Below are 15,904 nucleotides of genomic sequence, written 5' to 3'. Positions count from 1 at the left end.
CCTCCCCGTGCTTGCCGGCCCTTACAGCGGGTCTTTACCTCGTTTCTCTCATTCCCCGCTTGTCTTCACCGGCCAATCGAACGGCGTGTAGGGCAACGCGCGCTTGTGCTGCGTGACATCGTAGAAACGCAGGATCGTCTCGCGCGCGGCGGCGCTCACCGGTTTGCCCTCCAGAAAATCGTCGATATCGTCGTACGGGATGCCGTACGCGTCCTCGTCCGGCCGTAGCGGGCGCAACATTTCGAGGTCGGCGGTTGGCACCTTGTGGGCCAGCGCTTCGGGCGCACCCAAAGCTTTGGATAGTGCGCGCACACGGCGCTTGTTCAGGCCGGTGAGCGGCAGCACATCGGCGCCGCCATCGCCGAACTTCGTGAAAAATCCCATCACCGACTCGGCCGCGTGGTCTGTGCCGATAACCACGCCGGCGCGGGCGCCGGCTACCGCGTATTGCGCAATCATTCGCTGCCGCGCCTTGATATTGCCGTGGATGAAGTCCTGCTGTGCGTCGTCGTTAAATCGCTGGCCGCTGTTACCCAGCGCGGTGAGCATTGCATCGGCGGCGGGTTTGATGTCGATGGTGAGATTTTCGTCGGCGCGAATGAAATTCAGAGCCTGCTGCGCGTCGGCCTCATCTTTTTGCACGCCGTACGGCAAACGGATCGCGACGAAACGCGCGTCGTAATGTTCGGCGCGCAGCCGTTCGACCGCGAGTTGTGCAAGCCGCCCGGCAGTAGTCGAATCGACGCCGCCGCTAATCCCGAGGACATAGGTTTTCAGGCCGCTAGTGCGCAGATAATTCGCCAGAAAAGCGACCCGCCGCTCGATTTCCTGTGCGGCGTCGAACTCGGCAGCGCTGTGCATTTCCGCTGCAATGCTTGCCTGGCGTGCGGTTGGGTCTGGTTGCGTCATGTTCCTCTGTTCTCCCTATGCGGTGGCGCGAGTGTTGGCAATGAGACCGCGCGCGGATGCCACGAGTGGCCGCCCACGAACGGCGCTGTTCTGCGGGCATGATGTGACAAATCGACGTCGCGGTTTTACTGCGAATATCGGCGTTAAATTTACTGTGCGCAGCTTTTAAACCGCTGCGCGGATCGCTAAATGACGGTCAATCCAGGGATATAGGTGAATTGGCCGATTCTTCATCGACAGGTGCCAGTGTGCTTAGTAACATCCTGGTTCCGCGCGCCGCATGAGCCGGCGAGCAGTCAATAATAATCAGGTTTGCTCAAATACGCGATGAACTGCCCCAATCGGCCAGGCCAGTCTGCATCGGACCGTAGCACGTCCGCATCGGTAGATCGTCTAACTCAAATGGTATGTATGCCGGATTTACTCTCTGTGCCGCGTTTCGCGCGCGCAGCTCGTGCAGAGCGCTATTTGATGCGAGTGTTTGCGGCCGTTTTTTGCGCGGTTTCATGGAGCGTCGCGATCGCGGCGTCGGGCACGGCCTCAGCCTCAGCCTCAGCCACTCCGTCCGCGCGGGCACCAGCGTCCGTGGCGCTGAAGCGCCCGGCGCCTGCCGTTGCCGCATCGGCCGTTGCCGCACCCGACGCGGCCGGCGTGGTTGATCCGCGTCATGCGTTCCTGCTGCGGGATGTGTTTGCGCAAGAGGTGACACGTCGGCTGAAAGTGCCGGCCGCGGAGCAGCGCGCCTATGCCGATCGCCTGCAAGCGGCATTGAACGAGCACATGCTTGGCAATCTGTCGGGTGAGTATGTCGTGATGGTGGACCGCAACGCCAACGTGCAGGCGCTGTTCATCTATTTCCGGGCGGTCCCTTCGGATAGCTGGCAGATGATCGGCGCGGCGCCGGTTTCAACGGGCCGGCCGGGTGAGTACGACCATTTCATCACGCCGCTCGGTGTGTTCGAACATACGCCGTCGAACATGGATTTCCGCTCGGAAGGCACGCTGAACGAGAACCACATCCGCGGCTACGGCAAGCGCGACATGCGGATCTTCGACCTCGGCTGGGCTCAGGGCGAACGGGGTTGGGGCAAGGGCGGCGTGTCGCAGATGCGTTTCCAGATGCACGCCACCGACCCGGACCGGCTCGAGCCGCTGCTCGGCATTCGCCATTCGAAGGGTTGCGTGCGGATTCCCGCCTCGCTGAATGCGTTTATCGACCATTACGGCATTCTCGACGCGGAATATGCCGCGCTCGTCGAATCGGGCAAATCGTTGTGGGTGTTGAAAAGTGACCGGCAGGTGACACCCTGGGCGGGGCGCTACATCGTCGTAGTGGATTCTGAACGCAAGAGCCGTCCGGCCTGGGCTCCGGCCCCGGGCAGCAAGGTGCGTGCAAAGGTGCCGGCCGGGGCCGACACGGCGGATTGAGCCGCGGGCGCGCCGCTCAAACCCTCACGACCGCGCCAGCAGCACGCCCACCAGCGCCACCCCGAATCCGGCGATCTGCACGGGCAGCAGCGTTTCGCCAAAGCCGACATAGCCTTCGAGCGCGGCGAGCGGCGGGGCGAGGAACATCAGCGCGGTGGCGCGCGCAGCATCGCCGCGCCTGACCATCCACACCAGCAAAGTGACGCTGATTCCCGACAGCATCACGATGCCCCACGCAAGGGACCCCCACAAAGTGGCGGATGCAATCCAGCGATGCTCACCGAGCGCCAGCGCAAGAACCGCCGCAACCACTGCCGCGCCGAAATTCTGCACCGCGCTTGCACTGCGAATATCGGCTTTCGCCAGCGAAGTCTTCTGAAACAGCGTGCCCGCGGTGATCGCACCGACCGCGACGATCGAGATGAACACGACCAGCCACGGCGGCGCGTTGCCGTGCGGGGTGGACGGCGCGGCCGCGGCGAGTTTCGGTTCGAGCACCAGCACGACGCCGGCGAGGCCGAGCGCCATGCCGGCCCAGCCGCGCTTCGACAGACGTTCGCCAAACAGTGGCGCCGCGACGGCCGCCGTGGCGAGCGGCTGCAGCGCGCCGAGCAAGGCCATCACGCCGGCGCTCAAGCCCTGTGCGACGGCCCAGTAGCCCGCGCCGAGGTAGACGCCTTGCAGCAGCGCGCCCGCGAGCAGGTGCTTGCCGAGATCGCGGCCGCTCGGCCACGCAGCGCGTGCGGCGAACGCGGCAAGCGCGAATATCAGCGCGGTGCCGCCAAAGCGCGCGAGCAGGAACAGATTGGGATCGGCATAGGGCGTGATCGCCCGGGCGACCACGAAACCGGTCGACCACAACACGACGAATACGGCGGCGATTGAGGCAACGAGCATCTGAGTCGGGTGATGTGAAAAGCCGCCATCTTGCCAGGCCGCGCCAGGCGCGTCTTGTTCGAAGCTGCAATCACGGGTGCGGGCTCAAGACGGATTGCTCGAAGCTCGCCGCGAAGCGCCCATCGCCGCCTCAATATCACCACATCAACAAGACGGTCCCCGCGCCGAGCAAACCGCCACACACCGCGCAGGCCCATAGCAACCTGCGCGTGCGCCGATATTCACGGCCGATATCCAGCAACAACTGCGCATTCTGCTGCGGCGTGCGGGCGCGATCGTGCTCATGCTGCAGGTAGCGCACAGCCAGTTGCGGCAACCGCGGCAGCATATGCGCCAGATGCGGCAACTCGCGCGCGATGCGTTTGATCCAGCCACGATGATCCATGTCGCGCTGTGCGATTCCCGCCAGCACATTGCGGGCAACATTCCATGTATCGACGCCCGGATGCAGCGCGCGCGCCAGCATCTCCGCTTGCTGGAACGAGCGCTGCGCGGTGGCAAGCCGCCCTGGTACGGCGCCGTCGAACGGATGCACGGCGTGCAGCAGATGATGAAATAGCGAACCCGCTGACCGGTCTTCCGGGTCGGCTGCGAAGTGTGCTTCGGCGCGTGTGCGCAACTCGGCTTCGAGCATTTCCGCGCGCGTGTCATGCGGCACGTGCCCGGCATCGCGATGCAGTTCGGCAAGCCGGCCGTAGTCCTGGTTGAACAGCGCGGTCGCGCCATGCACAAAGAATTCGCGCTCGCCGGTCGACAGGCTCGACATGATCGAAAACTCCGCCAGCACAAGGCGTCCCAGCGTGTCCGGTTCGACGCTCACGCGCACCCGGCGTGCATCGAGTGTCGCGTGAAAGAAGCCGTGCTCGAACGCCTGTTCAGTGACCACCTCGACGATATGCGCGGCGAGCGGCGCGAGTTTGATGTGATGCGCGTGCAGGCCGGGGAGGTCGCTAGCGGGCAGGGTGCTGATGCGCTGCATCGTCAGCGTGTGATTGGTGCACAAGTCCCAGATGACGTTCGGTATGACGACGCGCTTGTCGCCGTCGAAGTGATGGCCGGTCTGACTCAGATTGGCCGCTTCGGCGCGCAGATCGAAGCGGCGCAGGATGTCGTCGGTGAAGGTTTGCGCCAACGCACGCACTTGCAGGCGGCGAGCCGAGCCGGACAGTTTCTCCAGCCAGCGCGCGACCCAGCGCAGAAGCGCGAGTTCGTCGCCGATCTGTTGCAACTGATCGGCGCGCACCAGCTTGATGGCCACCTCGCTATGGCCGTCGACCGGCGCGATGAGCCGCGCGAAGTGCGTCTGTTCGGCAAAACCGCCGCGCACCGGCACCAGATCGACCGCGCTGAAAATCGTGGCGAGCGGCCGGCCGAATGCGCGCGCCAGAGCCTGCCCGGCTTCCTGCGGCGGCAGCGGGATTTCGAGGTGATCGATGGCGTCGATGGCGTCGTGCAGCGTGCCGGTTGCGAGTTCGGGCCGTTCAGCCAGGGTCTGCGCGAAGCGGCTCGCGAGCGGCCCGAGCGCCGGCAGCACGCCGTGCAGGCGTTCGCGGCCGCCTCCGGACGCATGCACGCGGCCGACCAGCTCGATCATCCAGTGCAGTTTGTGCTCCGCTGGGGCGGCAAGCCAGAGCAGGCGCGCGCCGTAACGCAACGCGTGGAACAGCAACAGTAAGCGGCGAAACAGTGGCGGCATCGGTGGTTCGGTTGACAGACTACTTCGCGGCATCGACAGGTGTCGGCGCGCGGCGAGACCTGTCAGGTTAGCAGGTAAGCGCGCGCGGGGGAGCATCCCCACGCCGCGCGTAATACAATACGCCGGCCTTCCACCCGTGGCGAAACCCAAGCGTGCCGGCTTCCGGCCCTCAACAGATGCTCGCAGAACAACGTCACCAATACATCCTGGCGCAAGTCGCCAAAACCGGCGCGCTCTCGGTTGCTGAACTGGTGCGCGAACTGAACGTGTCGCGCGAGACGATCCGCCGTGATCTGAATGCGCTGGCCGGGCGCGGTTTGCTGGTCACGACCCACGGCGGCGCGCTGTCGAGCGACCGGCGCGAGCCCGACCTCGATACGCGCGAAGCCGCCAACGCCGGCGCCAAGCGGGCGATCGGCGAGCGCGCGGCCGAGTTCGTGCCGGACGGCGCCTCGTTGATCATCGATTCCGGCAGCACGACCCAGGCCGTGGCCCGGGCATTGCTCGACCGGCATCGCCTGTCGGTCTATACGAACGACTGGCGTATCGCACTGCTGCTTGGCCGCCGCAACGACAACCGGGTTACGCTGCTCGGCGGCGAACTGTCGGATATCGAAGACGCTACCTTTGGGCTCGACACGGTCCATCAGTTGACGCAGTACCACGCGGACTTTGCCTTTATCGGCGCGGGCGGCATTTCGCCGGACGGCTACCTGACCGACTACAGCCGCATGGCCGCCGAAGTGCGCAGCCGAATGATCGCCGCCGCCGACACGGTGGTCGTGGTTGCCGATCATTCAAAGTTCGGGCGCGTGACGCCGGTGCGCATCAACGGCATCGAATCGGCCCGCTATCTGGTCACCGAACTGGCGCCGGAAAAGGCGCTCGGCAAGGCGATCACCGCGCACGGGCCGGAAATCCTGATCGCCTGATCGCGTGGTCAACCTGGCGGCAGGCACGCTGAGCGCATGAGAGCGAAAGCCTCGTGCACGTCAGCCGCCACGGAGCGCTGCATGGCATTCCACTTTACTTCACGCGAATCCCGAGCTGTTTTACCGTGCGGCCGATCGCCGCCACCGCGTTATGCAGTTCGTTTGCGTCGATCGCGCCGATGCAGCCCACGCGGAACGTTTCCACTTGCGTGAGTTTGCCCGGATACAGCACGTAACCGGCCTCGCGCACCGCAGCGTAAAAATCCGGAAAATTCCACGCGGGGTCGCGCGGCGCGTGAAACGTGACGATCACCGGCGCCTGGACTTCGGGTTTCAGAAACGGCTCGAAACCAAGCGCTTTCATGTCGCCGACCAACGCCGCGCAGTTTTGCCGGTAGCGCTCGCCGCGAGCCGGTTGTCCTCCTTGCGCGACGAATTGATCGAGTGCCTGACGCAAAGCCGCGACCACGTGAGTGGGCGGCGTGAAGCGCCACTGCGTCGTCTTCTCCATATAGACGTATTGATCGTGCAAATCCAGAGCAAGCGAGGGCGAGCGTCCCTCGCTCTGCTCCAGCACGCTGCGCCGCACAATCACGAAGCCCATCCCCGGTACGCCTTCCAGACATTTGCCGCTGGCCGAGATCAGCGCGTCGATACCGCCGCGCCGCAGGTCGATCGGCAACGCGCCAAACGAGCTCATGGCGTCGACGATCAGGCTTTTGCCGTGCCGCTGACATACCGCGGCGATATCGTCGAGCGGATTGAGCAACCCGGTACTCGTTTCCAGATGGACCTGCGCGACGTGGCTGATACGCGAATTGCGATTGAAAGCGTCTTCAATGGCGGCCGCGCTGACCGGCTCGTCCTCGCGCAGCGCCAGTTCGACATAGGCGATTCCCATACGCTGCAATATCCGGATCAGACGGGCACAATACGCGCCGTTGTTCGGCACCAGCACACAGCCTTGACGCGGCACCAGCGTGCCGAGGGCGGCTTCGACCGCAAAGGTGCCGCTGCCTTGAAGCGGCACGCAGACATAGTCGCTTTCGCCACGCGCGATCGTGACAAGCTCGGCGCATACGCTATGGGTCATGCGGTTGAACGCGGCGTCCCACGAGCCCCAGTCGCGCAGCATCGCTTCGCGGGTTTGCGGCGAGGTGGAGAGCGGCCCCGGGGTCAGCAGGATTGGGTCGTTGCCAAGGATCACACTAGCCTCTATCAGTAGATGAATGTCCGTCGCCCGGGCAGGGTGACGAGAAGTTTAGTTTGGATGTTATTGGCGAATTGTGTCAATTGTTGGAATTCGACAGAATGGTCATGGCGTTGTCATGGAAACCTGTAATCCTTGCCGTGCCCGTTCAGGCAAGGCTGGCAGCGCGGGTGTCGTAGGTGGGCTGTAAGTCTGGCTGGAGAAGAAGCGGCAAAGTTGTCAGCAATCTGCAATCCGCGCGAAACTGCATGACAACTGGCTGCGGGCAACACGCAAGCGGCACGGCGCGCACCGCCGTTCAATCACAACAGGTATCGGGTTATCCCGACCGTCTGGTTTTTTGCCTTTCGGAGAGAGCGACATGACAAAGACGAATTCCCTTCACGCCACGGTTGGCTTCGCACGCAAACTGTTGCCGGCGCTGATCGCCGCGGCAGCGTTCGGCGGCACGGCGATGCAGGCTCACGCGGCTGATGCAGTGGTGCTGTACACCGCCGACGGCCTCGAAAACCTCTATAAGGATGTGCTGCCGGCCTTCGAAAAGAAGGAAGGCGTGAAGGTCAACATCGTCACGGCAGGTAGCGGCGAAGTGGTGAATCGCGCCACCATCGAGAAGGATCAGCCGAAGGCCGACGTGATCGTCACGTTGCCGCCGTTTATCCAGCAAGCCGACCAGTCCGGCCTGCTGCAGGCTTATCAGAGCGCCAACTACAAGAACGTGCCGGCCATCGCCAAGGCGCCGAACGGTGCATGGGCGACCTTCGTGAACAATTACTTCTCGTTCGCGATCAACCCGGACGTCACGAAGAACCAGCCGAAGACGTTCGCCGATCTGCTGCACCCGGACTACACCGGCAAGGTCGCTTACTCGAACCCGGCCACGGCGGGCGACGGGATGGCCGTGATCATCCTGACCACGTCGCTGATGGGTGAGGACAAGGCGTTTGACTACCTGAAGAAGCTTGAAGAGAGCGCCAAGTTCCACACCAAGGGCACCGGCTACCTCGACGTGCTGCTCTCGCGCAACGAAATCGCCTTCGCCAACGGCGACCTGCAGATGGATCTGGACGATGCAGCCAACGGCGGCCTGTCGCTCAAGCCGATCTTCCTCGCAGCCAAAGCCGGCGATAAGCCGACCACCTTCCAGCTGCCGTACGCGATCGGCCTGATCAAGAACGGCCCGAACCAGGCAGAAGGCAAGAAACTGATCGACTACCTGATGTCGACCGACGTGCAAGCCAAGGTGCCGGACATCTTCGGTATCCCGGGCCGCACTGACGTACCGCTCGCCGGCAAGAACGGCGAAGCAGTCAAGCAGGCGATCGCCGGCGTGAAGCTGATTCCGGTGGACTGGACGCAAGTGATGGCGAAGAAGGCTGACTGGACGGCACGCTGGAAGAGCGACGTGATCGGTTCGTCGGGCAAGCAACTCGACGTCGTCAAGCCGAAGTAAGCAGGACGGTTCGTCATTGAGTCAGGCGGCGCTTCCTGCATGCATGTGTGTGTGGGGCGCGCCGTATCAGCATTAATTCAGTTGGAGGATGAACCCGGTGAATACGGCCAGTCTTGCTCACCCCGGCGCGCTCGGCGCCTCTCCGGACGCGCTCGACGCCGCGCGTTCGAACACGCCGGGCGGCGTGCAGATCGACCATCTGAGCGTGCGTTTCGGAACGCGCACCGTGCTCGACGATCTGTCTCTGACCATTCAACGCGGCGAATTGCTCACCGTGCTCGGTCGCAGCGGCTGCGGCAAGACCACGCTGCTGCGCTTCATCGCCGGGTTCATTGAAGCGGATGGACTGTCGGGCACCTTGACCGTTGCCGGTCACGACCTGACGCATGTGCCGCCGCACAAGCGCAACCTTGGATTGTTGTTCCAGAGCTATGCGCTTTTCCCGCATCTGTCGGTGTTCGACAACGTGGCCTTCGGGTTGCGCGCGCGTCGCACTCCCTCGAAGGATGTCGCGCGACGTGTCGCCGATGCGTTGAAGCTCGTGCAATTGGGTGACGCCGGGCATCACATGCCCGCGCAATTGTCGGGCGGCATGCAGCAGCGCGTGGCCTTGGCGCGCGCGCTCGTAATCGAGCCCGATGTGCTGCTGCTCGACGAGCCGCTGTCCGCGCTCGACGCGAATCTGCGCGCCTCGGTACGTTCCGAATTGAAGGCGTTGCATGAGCGCCTGCCGAATCTGACCATTGTCTGCGTGACGCACGATCAGGACGACGCGCTGGTGCTGTCCGACCGCACGCTGCTGATGCGCGAAGGCCGCATCGCGCAACTCGGCACGCCGCAGCAGTTGTACGACACACCGAACGACGGTTTCGTCGCGCGCTATCTGGGCGCAGCCAATCTGCTGCCGCCGCAAGTCGCATTTGCCATGGACGACGCGCGCTACAACGAGCGCGAGCGGGTGGCCTGTCTGCGTCCGGAAGCACTGCGGATCGTGCCGCTCGGCGAAGGCCAGTTGCACGGCGCGATTACGTCGGTCGAATGGTATGGCGCGGTGTTGTCGGTGTCGGTCGTGCTGGACGCGATGCCGAACGAACCCGTGCTCGTCACCATGCAGCGCGGCCAAGGCATGATGCCGGAGAAGGGCGCGCGTGTTTCCCTGCGTTATGAGGCTGACGATGTCGTCCTTATCAACCCCTGATTCCCCCAATCCGCTCAATGCGGCCGCCGACGCTCGCCGCAGCGCGAGCGCGGCCTCGCACACGGCGGCGGTGAAGCGCCGCGAACGCGCGGCGCAATGGCACCTGCTGTTCCTCGCGGTGGTCGTGCTGGGGCCGCTGGTGATTTACCCCCTCGTGCGTCTGGTGCTGCTGAGTTTCACCGGGCCGCACGGTTTGAGTCTGCAGGCCTACTCGACGTTTTTCAGCAATCCGGAAACGCGCGGCGTGGTCGGCACGACGCTATGGATCCTGTTTGTGAGTGCCGGGCTCGCATCGTTGCTCGGCATTGGCCTCGCGGCGCTGCTGTTCTTCAAGCCGTTTCCCGGCGCGCGCATGGTCACCCGTTTCCTGGAACTGTTCGTCGCGTTCCCGTCGTTTCTGGTCGCCTTCACGCTGATCTTTCTGTATGGCTCGCAAGGCTCGGTCAGCATCGCCTTGCAGCAGTTGTTTCATCTCGAAGCGCCGCCGCTCAATTTCCTGTTCGGCGTGGGCGGCGTGATTCTCGCGGAAGTGGTCTTCTATGCGCCGTTTGTCGTGCGTCCGACACTGGCGTCGTTCGCCACGCTCGACATGCGCTTGATCGAAGCCGCCCGCAGCCTCGGCGCCGGCGGCTGGATGGTCGCGCTCAAGGTGATCCTGCCGCTCGCGTGGCCGGGCATCGCCGCCGGCACGATCCTGTGCTTTCTGCTGACGTTAAACGAATTCGGCATTCTGCTCGTGCTCGGCAGCGCGCACCTGGTCACACTGCCGGTCGCGATCTACAGTTCCGCGACCGTCGATCTCGACCTGCCGACTGCCGCCGCCGGCGCGGTCGTGATGCTGATCATGTCTTTGTCGCTGTACGCGTTGTACCGCCAGGTCAACCGTCGCAAGGTGAAAGGAGCGGGCCATGGCCGTTGAACTCGACCCGACCGTGTTGCCGGTCATGCACAAGAAGGCGCGGCCGGTGCGCCGCAGTCTGCCGGTGCGCATGCTCGGCGGTCTGTTTCTCGGTTTTGCCGCATTGCTGTGTTTCTGGTTGTTCGTCTTGCCGGTGCTGGTGGTCGCGCTCTCGAGCGTGGCCGGACACTGGTCGGGCACCATCTTTCCTGACAGCTTCAGCATGCGCTGGTTCGAACGGCTCGGCTCCAGTGACTTCGACGCGCTGACAACCAGCCTCGAAGTCGGCATGGGCGTCGCCGTACTCGGCACGATTCTCGGGTTGTGGCTCGCCTTGGCGCTCGAAGGCCGCGACCGGCGCGGTCTCGGTGCGGTGGTCGACACCATCGCGATGATGCCCAACGGCGTGCCGAGCGTGGTGCTCGGGCTGGCCGTGCTGATCGCGTACCACAAGCGTCCGCTCGATCTGTCGAGCTCGGCGGCCATCGTCGTGTTCGTGCAGCTCGCGCTGGTGCTGCCGTTCTGCTACCGCTGCGCGGCCGCCGCGTTGCGCCCGGAGCTGACCATTCTGCGCGAGGCGGCGGCGAGTCTGGGTGCGCCCCCGTCGATGGTGCTGCGCCGCGTCGTGTTGCCGCAACTGGTGCCGGCGATCCGCGCGAGCCTCGCACTCGGCTTTGCGCTGTCGCTCGGCGAACTCGGCGCCACGCTCACGGTGTATCCACCGGGCTTCGCGACGGTGCCGATCGTCGTGGTCGGGCAGGTGGAGCGCGGCTACTATCTGCCGGCCTCCGCGTTGTCGCTGATTCTGCTGATGGTCTCGCTTGCCGCGCTGTTGCTGATTGCGGCACGTGTCCCGCGCCGTCGAGTGGATTGACGAGCACCCTTTGATTGTTGTGTTTGCGTGCGTATGCCAGACGGCGGCGCGCAAACACATATCGATGTGGCGAAATTTGTCAAAATGACCGAATATATGCAAACTGCTCCCGTCGATCCGATCGACGTTGTGCGTAGGCATTCGCTGACGACGTTGGTCCGTGACGAAATCGAACGGCACATCATCGAAGGAGCGCTCGCGCCCGGCGACAAACTCAACGAAGCCGATTGGGCCACGCGTCTGCAGGTGTCGCGCGGGCCGGTGCGCGAGGCGTTTCGCGCGCTGGAACAAGCGGGCCTCGTGCGCACCGAGAAGAACCGCGGCGTGTTCGTGCGAACGGTGTCGCTGGCGGAGGCGGACGAGATTTATGCCGTGCGCGCGGTGCTCGAGGAGGCGGCGTGCCGGATGCTGGCTTCGCGTATCGACGCGAGCAAGCTTGCCGGATTACGCGAGTGGCTCGACACGATGCGCGCGGCGCTCGACGCCCAGGACCCCGACGCCTACGCGCGCGCCAATGTGGCGTTTCACGACGCGATCGTGGCGGCGTCGGGCAACGGCAAGCTGTATGAGACGTATCGAAGGCTGGTGGGCGAGCTGAGCCTGTTTCGCCGCGCCGCGCTGGTGGTGCATGCCGACGCGATGGAACGCTCACTGGCCGAACATCGCGCGATCCTGACGGCATTGGCCTCGCGCGACGCCGGGCAGGCCGCGGCGCTGATGCATGCGCATGTGAACGGCGGCCTGCAGCGCGCGCATGAGGCCTGCGAACCGGCGGGGGCGCTGGGCGCCGTGCGGATCTCGGCGGTATCGAACGATTGAGGCCGGCGGCAACGGATTGACCAGAGCACGCGTGCTCTCAACGCATGGAAGATAACGATGGCAAACGCAAGCGAACGTACGATCGAAGTCAATGGCCGCAGCTACCGGCTGCCTGTGCAACCGACTGTCGTGGTGTGCGTCGACGGCTGTGAATACGATTACCTCGAAGCCGCGGTCGCGGCGGGCGTCGCGCCTTTCATCGGCAAGATGCTCGAAGGCGGCGCGGCCTTCAAGGGCGATTGCGTGGTTCCGTCGTTCACCAACCCGAATAACCTCTCGATCGTGTGCGGCGTGCCGCCCTCGGTGCACGGCATTTGCGGCAACTACTTCTGGGACCCGGACGCGAACGGCGGCGAAGGCGCGGAAGTGATGATGAACGATCCCGCCTACCTGCGCGCCGGGACCTTGCTGGCCGCCGCGGCGCAAGCCGGCGCCGCGGTCGCCGTGGTCACCGCGAAAGACAAGCTGCGCCGGCTGCTCGGCTGGCAATTGAAGGGCATCTGCTTCTCGGCGGAGAAAGCCGACAAGGTGACGCACGAAGAAAACGGCATCGACGAAGTACTCGACCTGGTCGGCTTGCCGGTGCCGGATGTGTATAGCGCGGGGTTGTCCGAATTCGTGTTCGCCGCCGGCGTGCGGCTGGCTGAAACCCGCAAGCTCGATCTGATGTATCTGTCGACCACCGACTACATCCAGCACAAGTGGGCGCCTGGCACCGAAGGCGCGAACGCGTTCTACGCAATGATGGACAGCTACCTTGCCAGGCTCGATGCGCTTGGCTGGGTGATCGGCCTGACCGCCGACCACGGTATGAACGCCAAGCACGACCCGAAGACCGGCGAACCGAACGTGATCTATCTGCAGGATGTGCTGGACGATTGGCTCGGTGGTCGCCGCGCCCGTGTCATTTTGCCGATTACCGATCCCTACGTCGTGCATCACGGCGCACTCGGTTCGTTCGCGACGATTTACCTGCCGCACGACGTGAGCGTCGCGCAGGTGATCGCGCGGATCAGCGTTTTGCCGGGTATCGAAGTGGTGCTCGACAATCGCGCCGCATGCGAGCGCTTCGAGCTGCCGAACGACCGTGTGGGCGATATCGTCGTGGTCAGCACCCGGCATGTGGTGCTCGGCACGCGTCGCGATGAGCACGATCTGTCCGGACTGACCGTGCCGCTGCGCTCGCACGGCGGGATCTCCGAGCAGGAAGTGCCGCTGCTGTTCAATCGCCGCGTCGAGACGTTGCCCGCCGGTAAAATTGGCAAGCGGCTGCGCAACTTCGATATCTTCGACGTTGCATTGAATCACGTGTCGGCATCATGAACGCCGTGCTGCGGGACCATCCGGAATTTCGGGCAGAGGCGTTGCGGCTCAAGGGCGAGCGCGCGACCCGTTCACGCACGCTCGACGTGTTCGATCCTTTTAGCGGGATGCGGGTGGGCACGGTTCCGTTGGCGAGCATCGACGACGTGCGCGCCGCGTTCGAATACGCCGCCGCGTATCAGGCGAAGCTCACACGCTACGAGCGTTCGCAGATTCTCGAGCGCGCTGCGGCATTGCTGCGCGAGCGCACCGAGGAAGCTTCGGACCTGATTTCGCGCGAGTCGGGTTTGTCGAAGCAGGATTCGCGCTACGAGATCGGCCGTGTCGCCGACGTGTTCAAGTTCGCCTCGATCGAGGCCCTGCGCGACGACGGGCAGAGTTTCTCCTGCGATCTCACACCGCATGGCAAGCAGCGCCGTGTGTTTTCGCAGCGTGAGCCGCTGGCGGGTGTGATCGTTGCGATCACACCGTTTAATCACCCGATGAACCAGGTCGCGCACAAGATTGCGCCAGCAATCGCGACGAATAATCGGGTGCTGCTCAAGCCGTCGGAGAAGGTGCCTTTGTCGGCGTTCTATCTGGCGGACATTCTTTATGAAGCGGGTTTGCCGGCGCCGATGCTGCAGGTGCTGACCGGCGATCCGCGCGAGATCGCCGACGAACTGATCACGCATCCTCTGGCGGAGCTCGTGACGTTCACGGGCGGCGTAGCGATTGGCAAATATATCGCGGCGAAGGCGGCCTACCGGCGCGTCGTGCTGGAGCTTGGCGGCAACGACCCGCTGATCGTGCTCGAAGACGCCGATCTCGAGCGTGCGGCGACGCTTGCCGTCCAGGGTTCATATAAGAACTCCGGGCAGCGGTGTACCGCGGTCAAGCGGATGCTGGTGCAAAAGAGCATCGCGGCGGACTTCACCGATCTGGTCGTGGAGAAGACGCGCGCATGGACCTACGGCGATCCGTTCGACGCTACCAATCAGATGGGCACCGTGATCGACGTCGCCGCCGCGCAGCTATTCGAAGCGCGTGTGAACGAGGCGGTGGCGGCCGGCGCGCGCCTGCGGATCGGCAACCGGCGCGACGGCGCGTTGTACTCGCCGACGGTGCTGGAGGGTGTCGACCCGGCAATGACGCTGGTGCGCGAGGAAACGTTCGGCCCGGTGTCGCCGATCATCACCTTCGATACGCTCGACGACGCTATTCGTATCAGTAACGGCACGCCGTTCGGGTTGTCGTCCGGGGTGTGTACGAACCGGCAGGATGCGATCACACGTTTCATCAACGAATTGCGTGTGGGGACGGTCAACGTGTGGGAAGTGCCGGGTTACCGGATCGAACTGACGCCGTTCGGCGGCATCAAGGATTCCGGGCTCGGCTATAAGGAAGGCGTTCAGGAAGCGATGAAGAGCTTCACCAACCTGAAGACCTTTTCATTACCGTGGGAGTGAAGCGTGGCATTGAGTCTGAACGATATCCGTTCGTTGTTTGAGCAATACGGCAGCCTCGCCTATAGCGGCGAGCCGGTGACGCAGCTTGAGCATGCGTTGCAAAGCGGTGCGTTGGCGGAAGAGGCGGGGGCTCACGAAGAACTCGTTGCCGCGGCGTTTCTGCATGACCTTGGCCACTTGCTCAATCTGCAAGGCGAAACGCCGACGGAGCGAGGCATCGACGATCTGCATCAGTATTTTGCGCTGCCGTTCTTGCGGCCGGTGTTGTCGGACGCGGTGTTGGAGCCGATCCGGTTGCACGTCGACGCCAAGCGCTGCCTCTGTGCAATCGACGCTACCTACTTTGGCCAGCTTTCCGTCGATTCGGTGCGCAGCCTGGCGCTGCAAGGCGGTATCTTCAGCAAGGAGGAGGCTGAGGTGTTTCTGCAGAAGCCCTACGCGGAAGATGCATTGCGTCTGCGCAAATGGGACGATCGCGCGAAAGAAGAGAATCGTGCGACGCCGGGCCTCGATCATTATCTGGGCGTAGTCGAGCGTGTCATGCAGAAGCGCGTGGCTGCCTGAGCGAGGTAGTACTCAGCTGATCCTTCGGATGAGCTGGCCGCGCCACTTGTTGTGCCGCTCATTTTCAATTTGCGCGCCCAATTTTTGCACCATTTCCGGTGCAATCCCTGCGTATCAAAATAACGCTTGCAAGGCACCGTGCGGCTCGCTAGAATCTCGCTCTTTCGTGCTCCGGACGCCGGGGCATGGGAAGCGGGAGAGCCAGCAGTGGCAAGGCTTTGAGCGAAGTGAGCGGGTTGAGAAGGTTAAAAAAAT

Annotated in this window: 14 protein-coding genes; 10 read left to right on the top strand and 4 right to left on the bottom strand. The window is 63.8% G+C overall.

Annotation, left to right across the window (positions count from 1 at the left end):
* Window positions 1–48: 48 nt before the first annotated feature.
* Window positions 49–909 carry an NAD(+) synthase gene (gene nadE, locus PQR67_RS36090; RefSeq protein WP_408467575.1) on the bottom strand — a complete coding sequence of 287 codons (861 nt, stop codon included), beginning with the start codon at window positions 907–909 and terminating at the stop codon, window positions 49–51.
* Window positions 910–1,380: 471 nt separating this feature from the next.
* Between nadE and PQR67_RS36085 the strand changes: the two genes are divergently transcribed.
* Complete coding sequence (locus tag PQR67_RS36085; protein ID WP_408467574.1) at window positions 1,381–2,337, top strand: L,D-transpeptidase; 957 nt, start codon at window positions 1,381–1,383, stop codon at window positions 2,335–2,337.
* 24 nt (window positions 2,338–2,361) lie between these two features.
* Here the strand turns inward: PQR67_RS36085 and PQR67_RS36080 are convergent, their stop codons facing one another.
* Together PQR67_RS36080 and PQR67_RS36075 are read right to left on the bottom strand one after the other, a co-directional pair.
* A complete protein-coding gene (locus PQR67_RS36080) occupies window positions 2,362–3,234 on the bottom strand; it encodes a DMT family transporter (protein WP_408467573.1) in 873 nt (290 codons plus the stop codon).
* 136 nt (window positions 3,235–3,370) lie between these two features.
* A complete protein-coding gene (locus tag PQR67_RS36075; RefSeq protein WP_408467571.1) occupies window positions 3,371–4,930 on the bottom strand; it encodes an ABC1 kinase family protein in 1,560 nt (519 codons plus the stop codon).
* A 176-nt stretch (window positions 4,931–5,106) separates the two neighbouring features.
* Between PQR67_RS36075 and PQR67_RS36070 the strand changes: the two genes are divergently transcribed.
* Window positions 5,107–5,862, top strand: coding sequence for a DeoR/GlpR family DNA-binding transcription regulator (locus PQR67_RS36070; RefSeq protein ID WP_169488938.1), 756 nt, complete (start codon window positions 5,107–5,109; stop codon window positions 5,860–5,862).
* Window positions 5,863–5,956: 94 nt separating this feature from the next.
* Here PQR67_RS36070 and PQR67_RS36065 read toward each other — a convergent pair whose 3' ends face one another.
* Window positions 5,957–7,069: a 2-aminoethylphosphonate--pyruvate transaminase gene (locus PQR67_RS36065; RefSeq protein WP_408467569.1), complete on the bottom strand. Its 1,113-nt coding sequence runs from the start codon at window positions 7,067–7,069 to the stop codon at window positions 5,957–5,959.
* Between the two features lie 364 nt (window positions 7,070–7,433).
* Here PQR67_RS36065 and phnS point away from each other — a divergent pair, with 364 nt between their 5' ends.
* The 8 genes from phnS to PQR67_RS36025 all read left to right on the top strand — a co-directional run bounded on the left by phnS (window position 7,434) and on the right by PQR67_RS36025 (window position 15,649).
* Window positions 7,434–8,525, top strand: coding sequence for a 2-aminoethylphosphonate ABC transporter substrate-binding protein (gene phnS, locus PQR67_RS36060; protein ID WP_408467568.1), 1,092 nt, complete (start codon window positions 7,434–7,436; stop codon window positions 8,523–8,525).
* 97 nt (window positions 8,526–8,622) lie between these two features.
* The gene (gene phnT, locus PQR67_RS36055) at window positions 8,623–9,723 is read left to right on the top strand and encodes a 2-aminoethylphosphonate ABC transport system ATP-binding subunit PhnT (RefSeq protein WP_408467567.1); all 1,101 of its coding nucleotides are present in this window, start codon (window positions 8,623–8,625) and stop codon (window positions 9,721–9,723) included.
* Window positions 9,701–10,642: a 2-aminoethylphosphonate ABC transporter permease subunit gene (locus tag PQR67_RS36050; RefSeq protein ID WP_408467566.1), complete on the top strand. Its 942-nt coding sequence runs from the start codon at window positions 9,701–9,703 to the stop codon at window positions 10,640–10,642. The genes phnT and PQR67_RS36050 overlap by 23 nt, the downstream gene beginning before the upstream one ends.
* Window positions 10,632–11,495 carry a 2-aminoethylphosphonate ABC transport system, membrane component PhnV gene (phnV, locus tag PQR67_RS36045; RefSeq protein WP_408467565.1) on the top strand — a complete coding sequence of 288 codons (864 nt, stop codon included), beginning with the start codon at window positions 10,632–10,634 and terminating at the stop codon, window positions 11,493–11,495. The genes PQR67_RS36050 and phnV overlap by 11 nt, the downstream gene beginning before the upstream one ends.
* Window positions 11,496–11,579: 84 nt before the next feature.
* Window positions 11,580–12,314: a phosphonate utilization associated transcriptional regulator gene (locus PQR67_RS36040; protein WP_408467564.1), complete on the top strand. Its 735-nt coding sequence runs from the start codon at window positions 11,580–11,582 to the stop codon at window positions 12,312–12,314.
* Window positions 12,315–12,371: 57 nt separating this feature from the next.
* Window positions 12,372–13,637, top strand: a complete 1,266-nt coding sequence (phnA, locus tag PQR67_RS36035) for a phosphonoacetate hydrolase (RefSeq protein WP_408467563.1) — start codon at window positions 12,372–12,374, stop codon at window positions 13,635–13,637.
* On the top strand, window positions 13,634–15,085 hold the full coding sequence (gene phnY, locus PQR67_RS36030) for a phosphonoacetaldehyde dehydrogenase (protein ID WP_408467562.1): 1,452 nt from the start codon (window positions 13,634–13,636) through the stop codon (window positions 15,083–15,085). The genes phnA and phnY overlap by 4 nt, the downstream gene beginning before the upstream one ends.
* Window positions 15,086–15,088: 3 nt before the next feature.
* The gene (locus tag PQR67_RS36025; protein ID WP_408467560.1) at window positions 15,089–15,649 is read left to right on the top strand and encodes a phosphonate degradation HD-domain oxygenase; all 561 of its coding nucleotides are present in this window, start codon (window positions 15,089–15,091) and stop codon (window positions 15,647–15,649) included.
* Window positions 15,650–15,904: the final 255 nt, after the last annotated feature.

Source organism: Paraburkholderia fungorum, from assembly GCF_046026025.1.
In the GTDB taxonomy this organism is placed as follows: Bacteria; Pseudomonadota; Gammaproteobacteria; order Burkholderiales; family Burkholderiaceae; genus Paraburkholderia; species Paraburkholderia fungorum_E.
The sequence above is the reverse complement of the archived record's forward strand: the minus strand, read 5'-3'. Positions and strand labels throughout refer to the sequence as shown.

Excerpts from the sequence above, each read along its gene's own strand:
- nadE (WP_408467575.1), bottom strand. The coding sequence starts at position 909 with ATGACGCAACCAGACCCAACCGCACGCCAGGCAAGCATTGCAGCGGAA.
- PQR67_RS36085 (WP_408467574.1), top strand. The coding sequence starts at position 1,381 with ATGCGAGTGTTTGCGGCCGTTTTTTGCGCGGTTTCATGGAGCGTCGCG.
- PQR67_RS36080 (WP_408467573.1), bottom strand. The coding sequence starts at position 3,234 with ATGCTCGTTGCCTCAATCGCCGCCGTATTCGTCGTGTTGTGGTCGACC.
- PQR67_RS36075 (WP_408467571.1), bottom strand. The coding sequence starts at position 4,930 with ATGCCGCCACTGTTTCGCCGCTTACTGTTGCTGTTCCACGCGTTGCGT.
- PQR67_RS36070 (WP_169488938.1), top strand. The coding sequence starts at position 5,107 with ATGCTCGCAGAACAACGTCACCAATACATCCTGGCGCAAGTCGCCAAA.
- phnS (WP_408467568.1), top strand. The coding sequence starts at position 7,434 with ATGACAAAGACGAATTCCCTTCACGCCACGGTTGGCTTCGCACGCAAA.
- PQR67_RS36050 (WP_408467566.1), top strand. The coding sequence starts at position 9,701 with ATGTCGTCCTTATCAACCCCTGATTCCCCCAATCCGCTCAATGCGGCC.
- phnV (WP_408467565.1), top strand. The coding sequence starts at position 10,632 with ATGGCCGTTGAACTCGACCCGACCGTGTTGCCGGTCATGCACAAGAAG.
- PQR67_RS36040 (WP_408467564.1), top strand. The coding sequence starts at position 11,580 with ATGACCGAATATATGCAAACTGCTCCCGTCGATCCGATCGACGTTGTG.
- phnA (WP_408467563.1), top strand. The coding sequence starts at position 12,372 with ATGGCAAACGCAAGCGAACGTACGATCGAAGTCAATGGCCGCAGCTAC.
- phnY (WP_408467562.1), top strand. The coding sequence starts at position 13,634 with ATGAACGCCGTGCTGCGGGACCATCCGGAATTTCGGGCAGAGGCGTTG.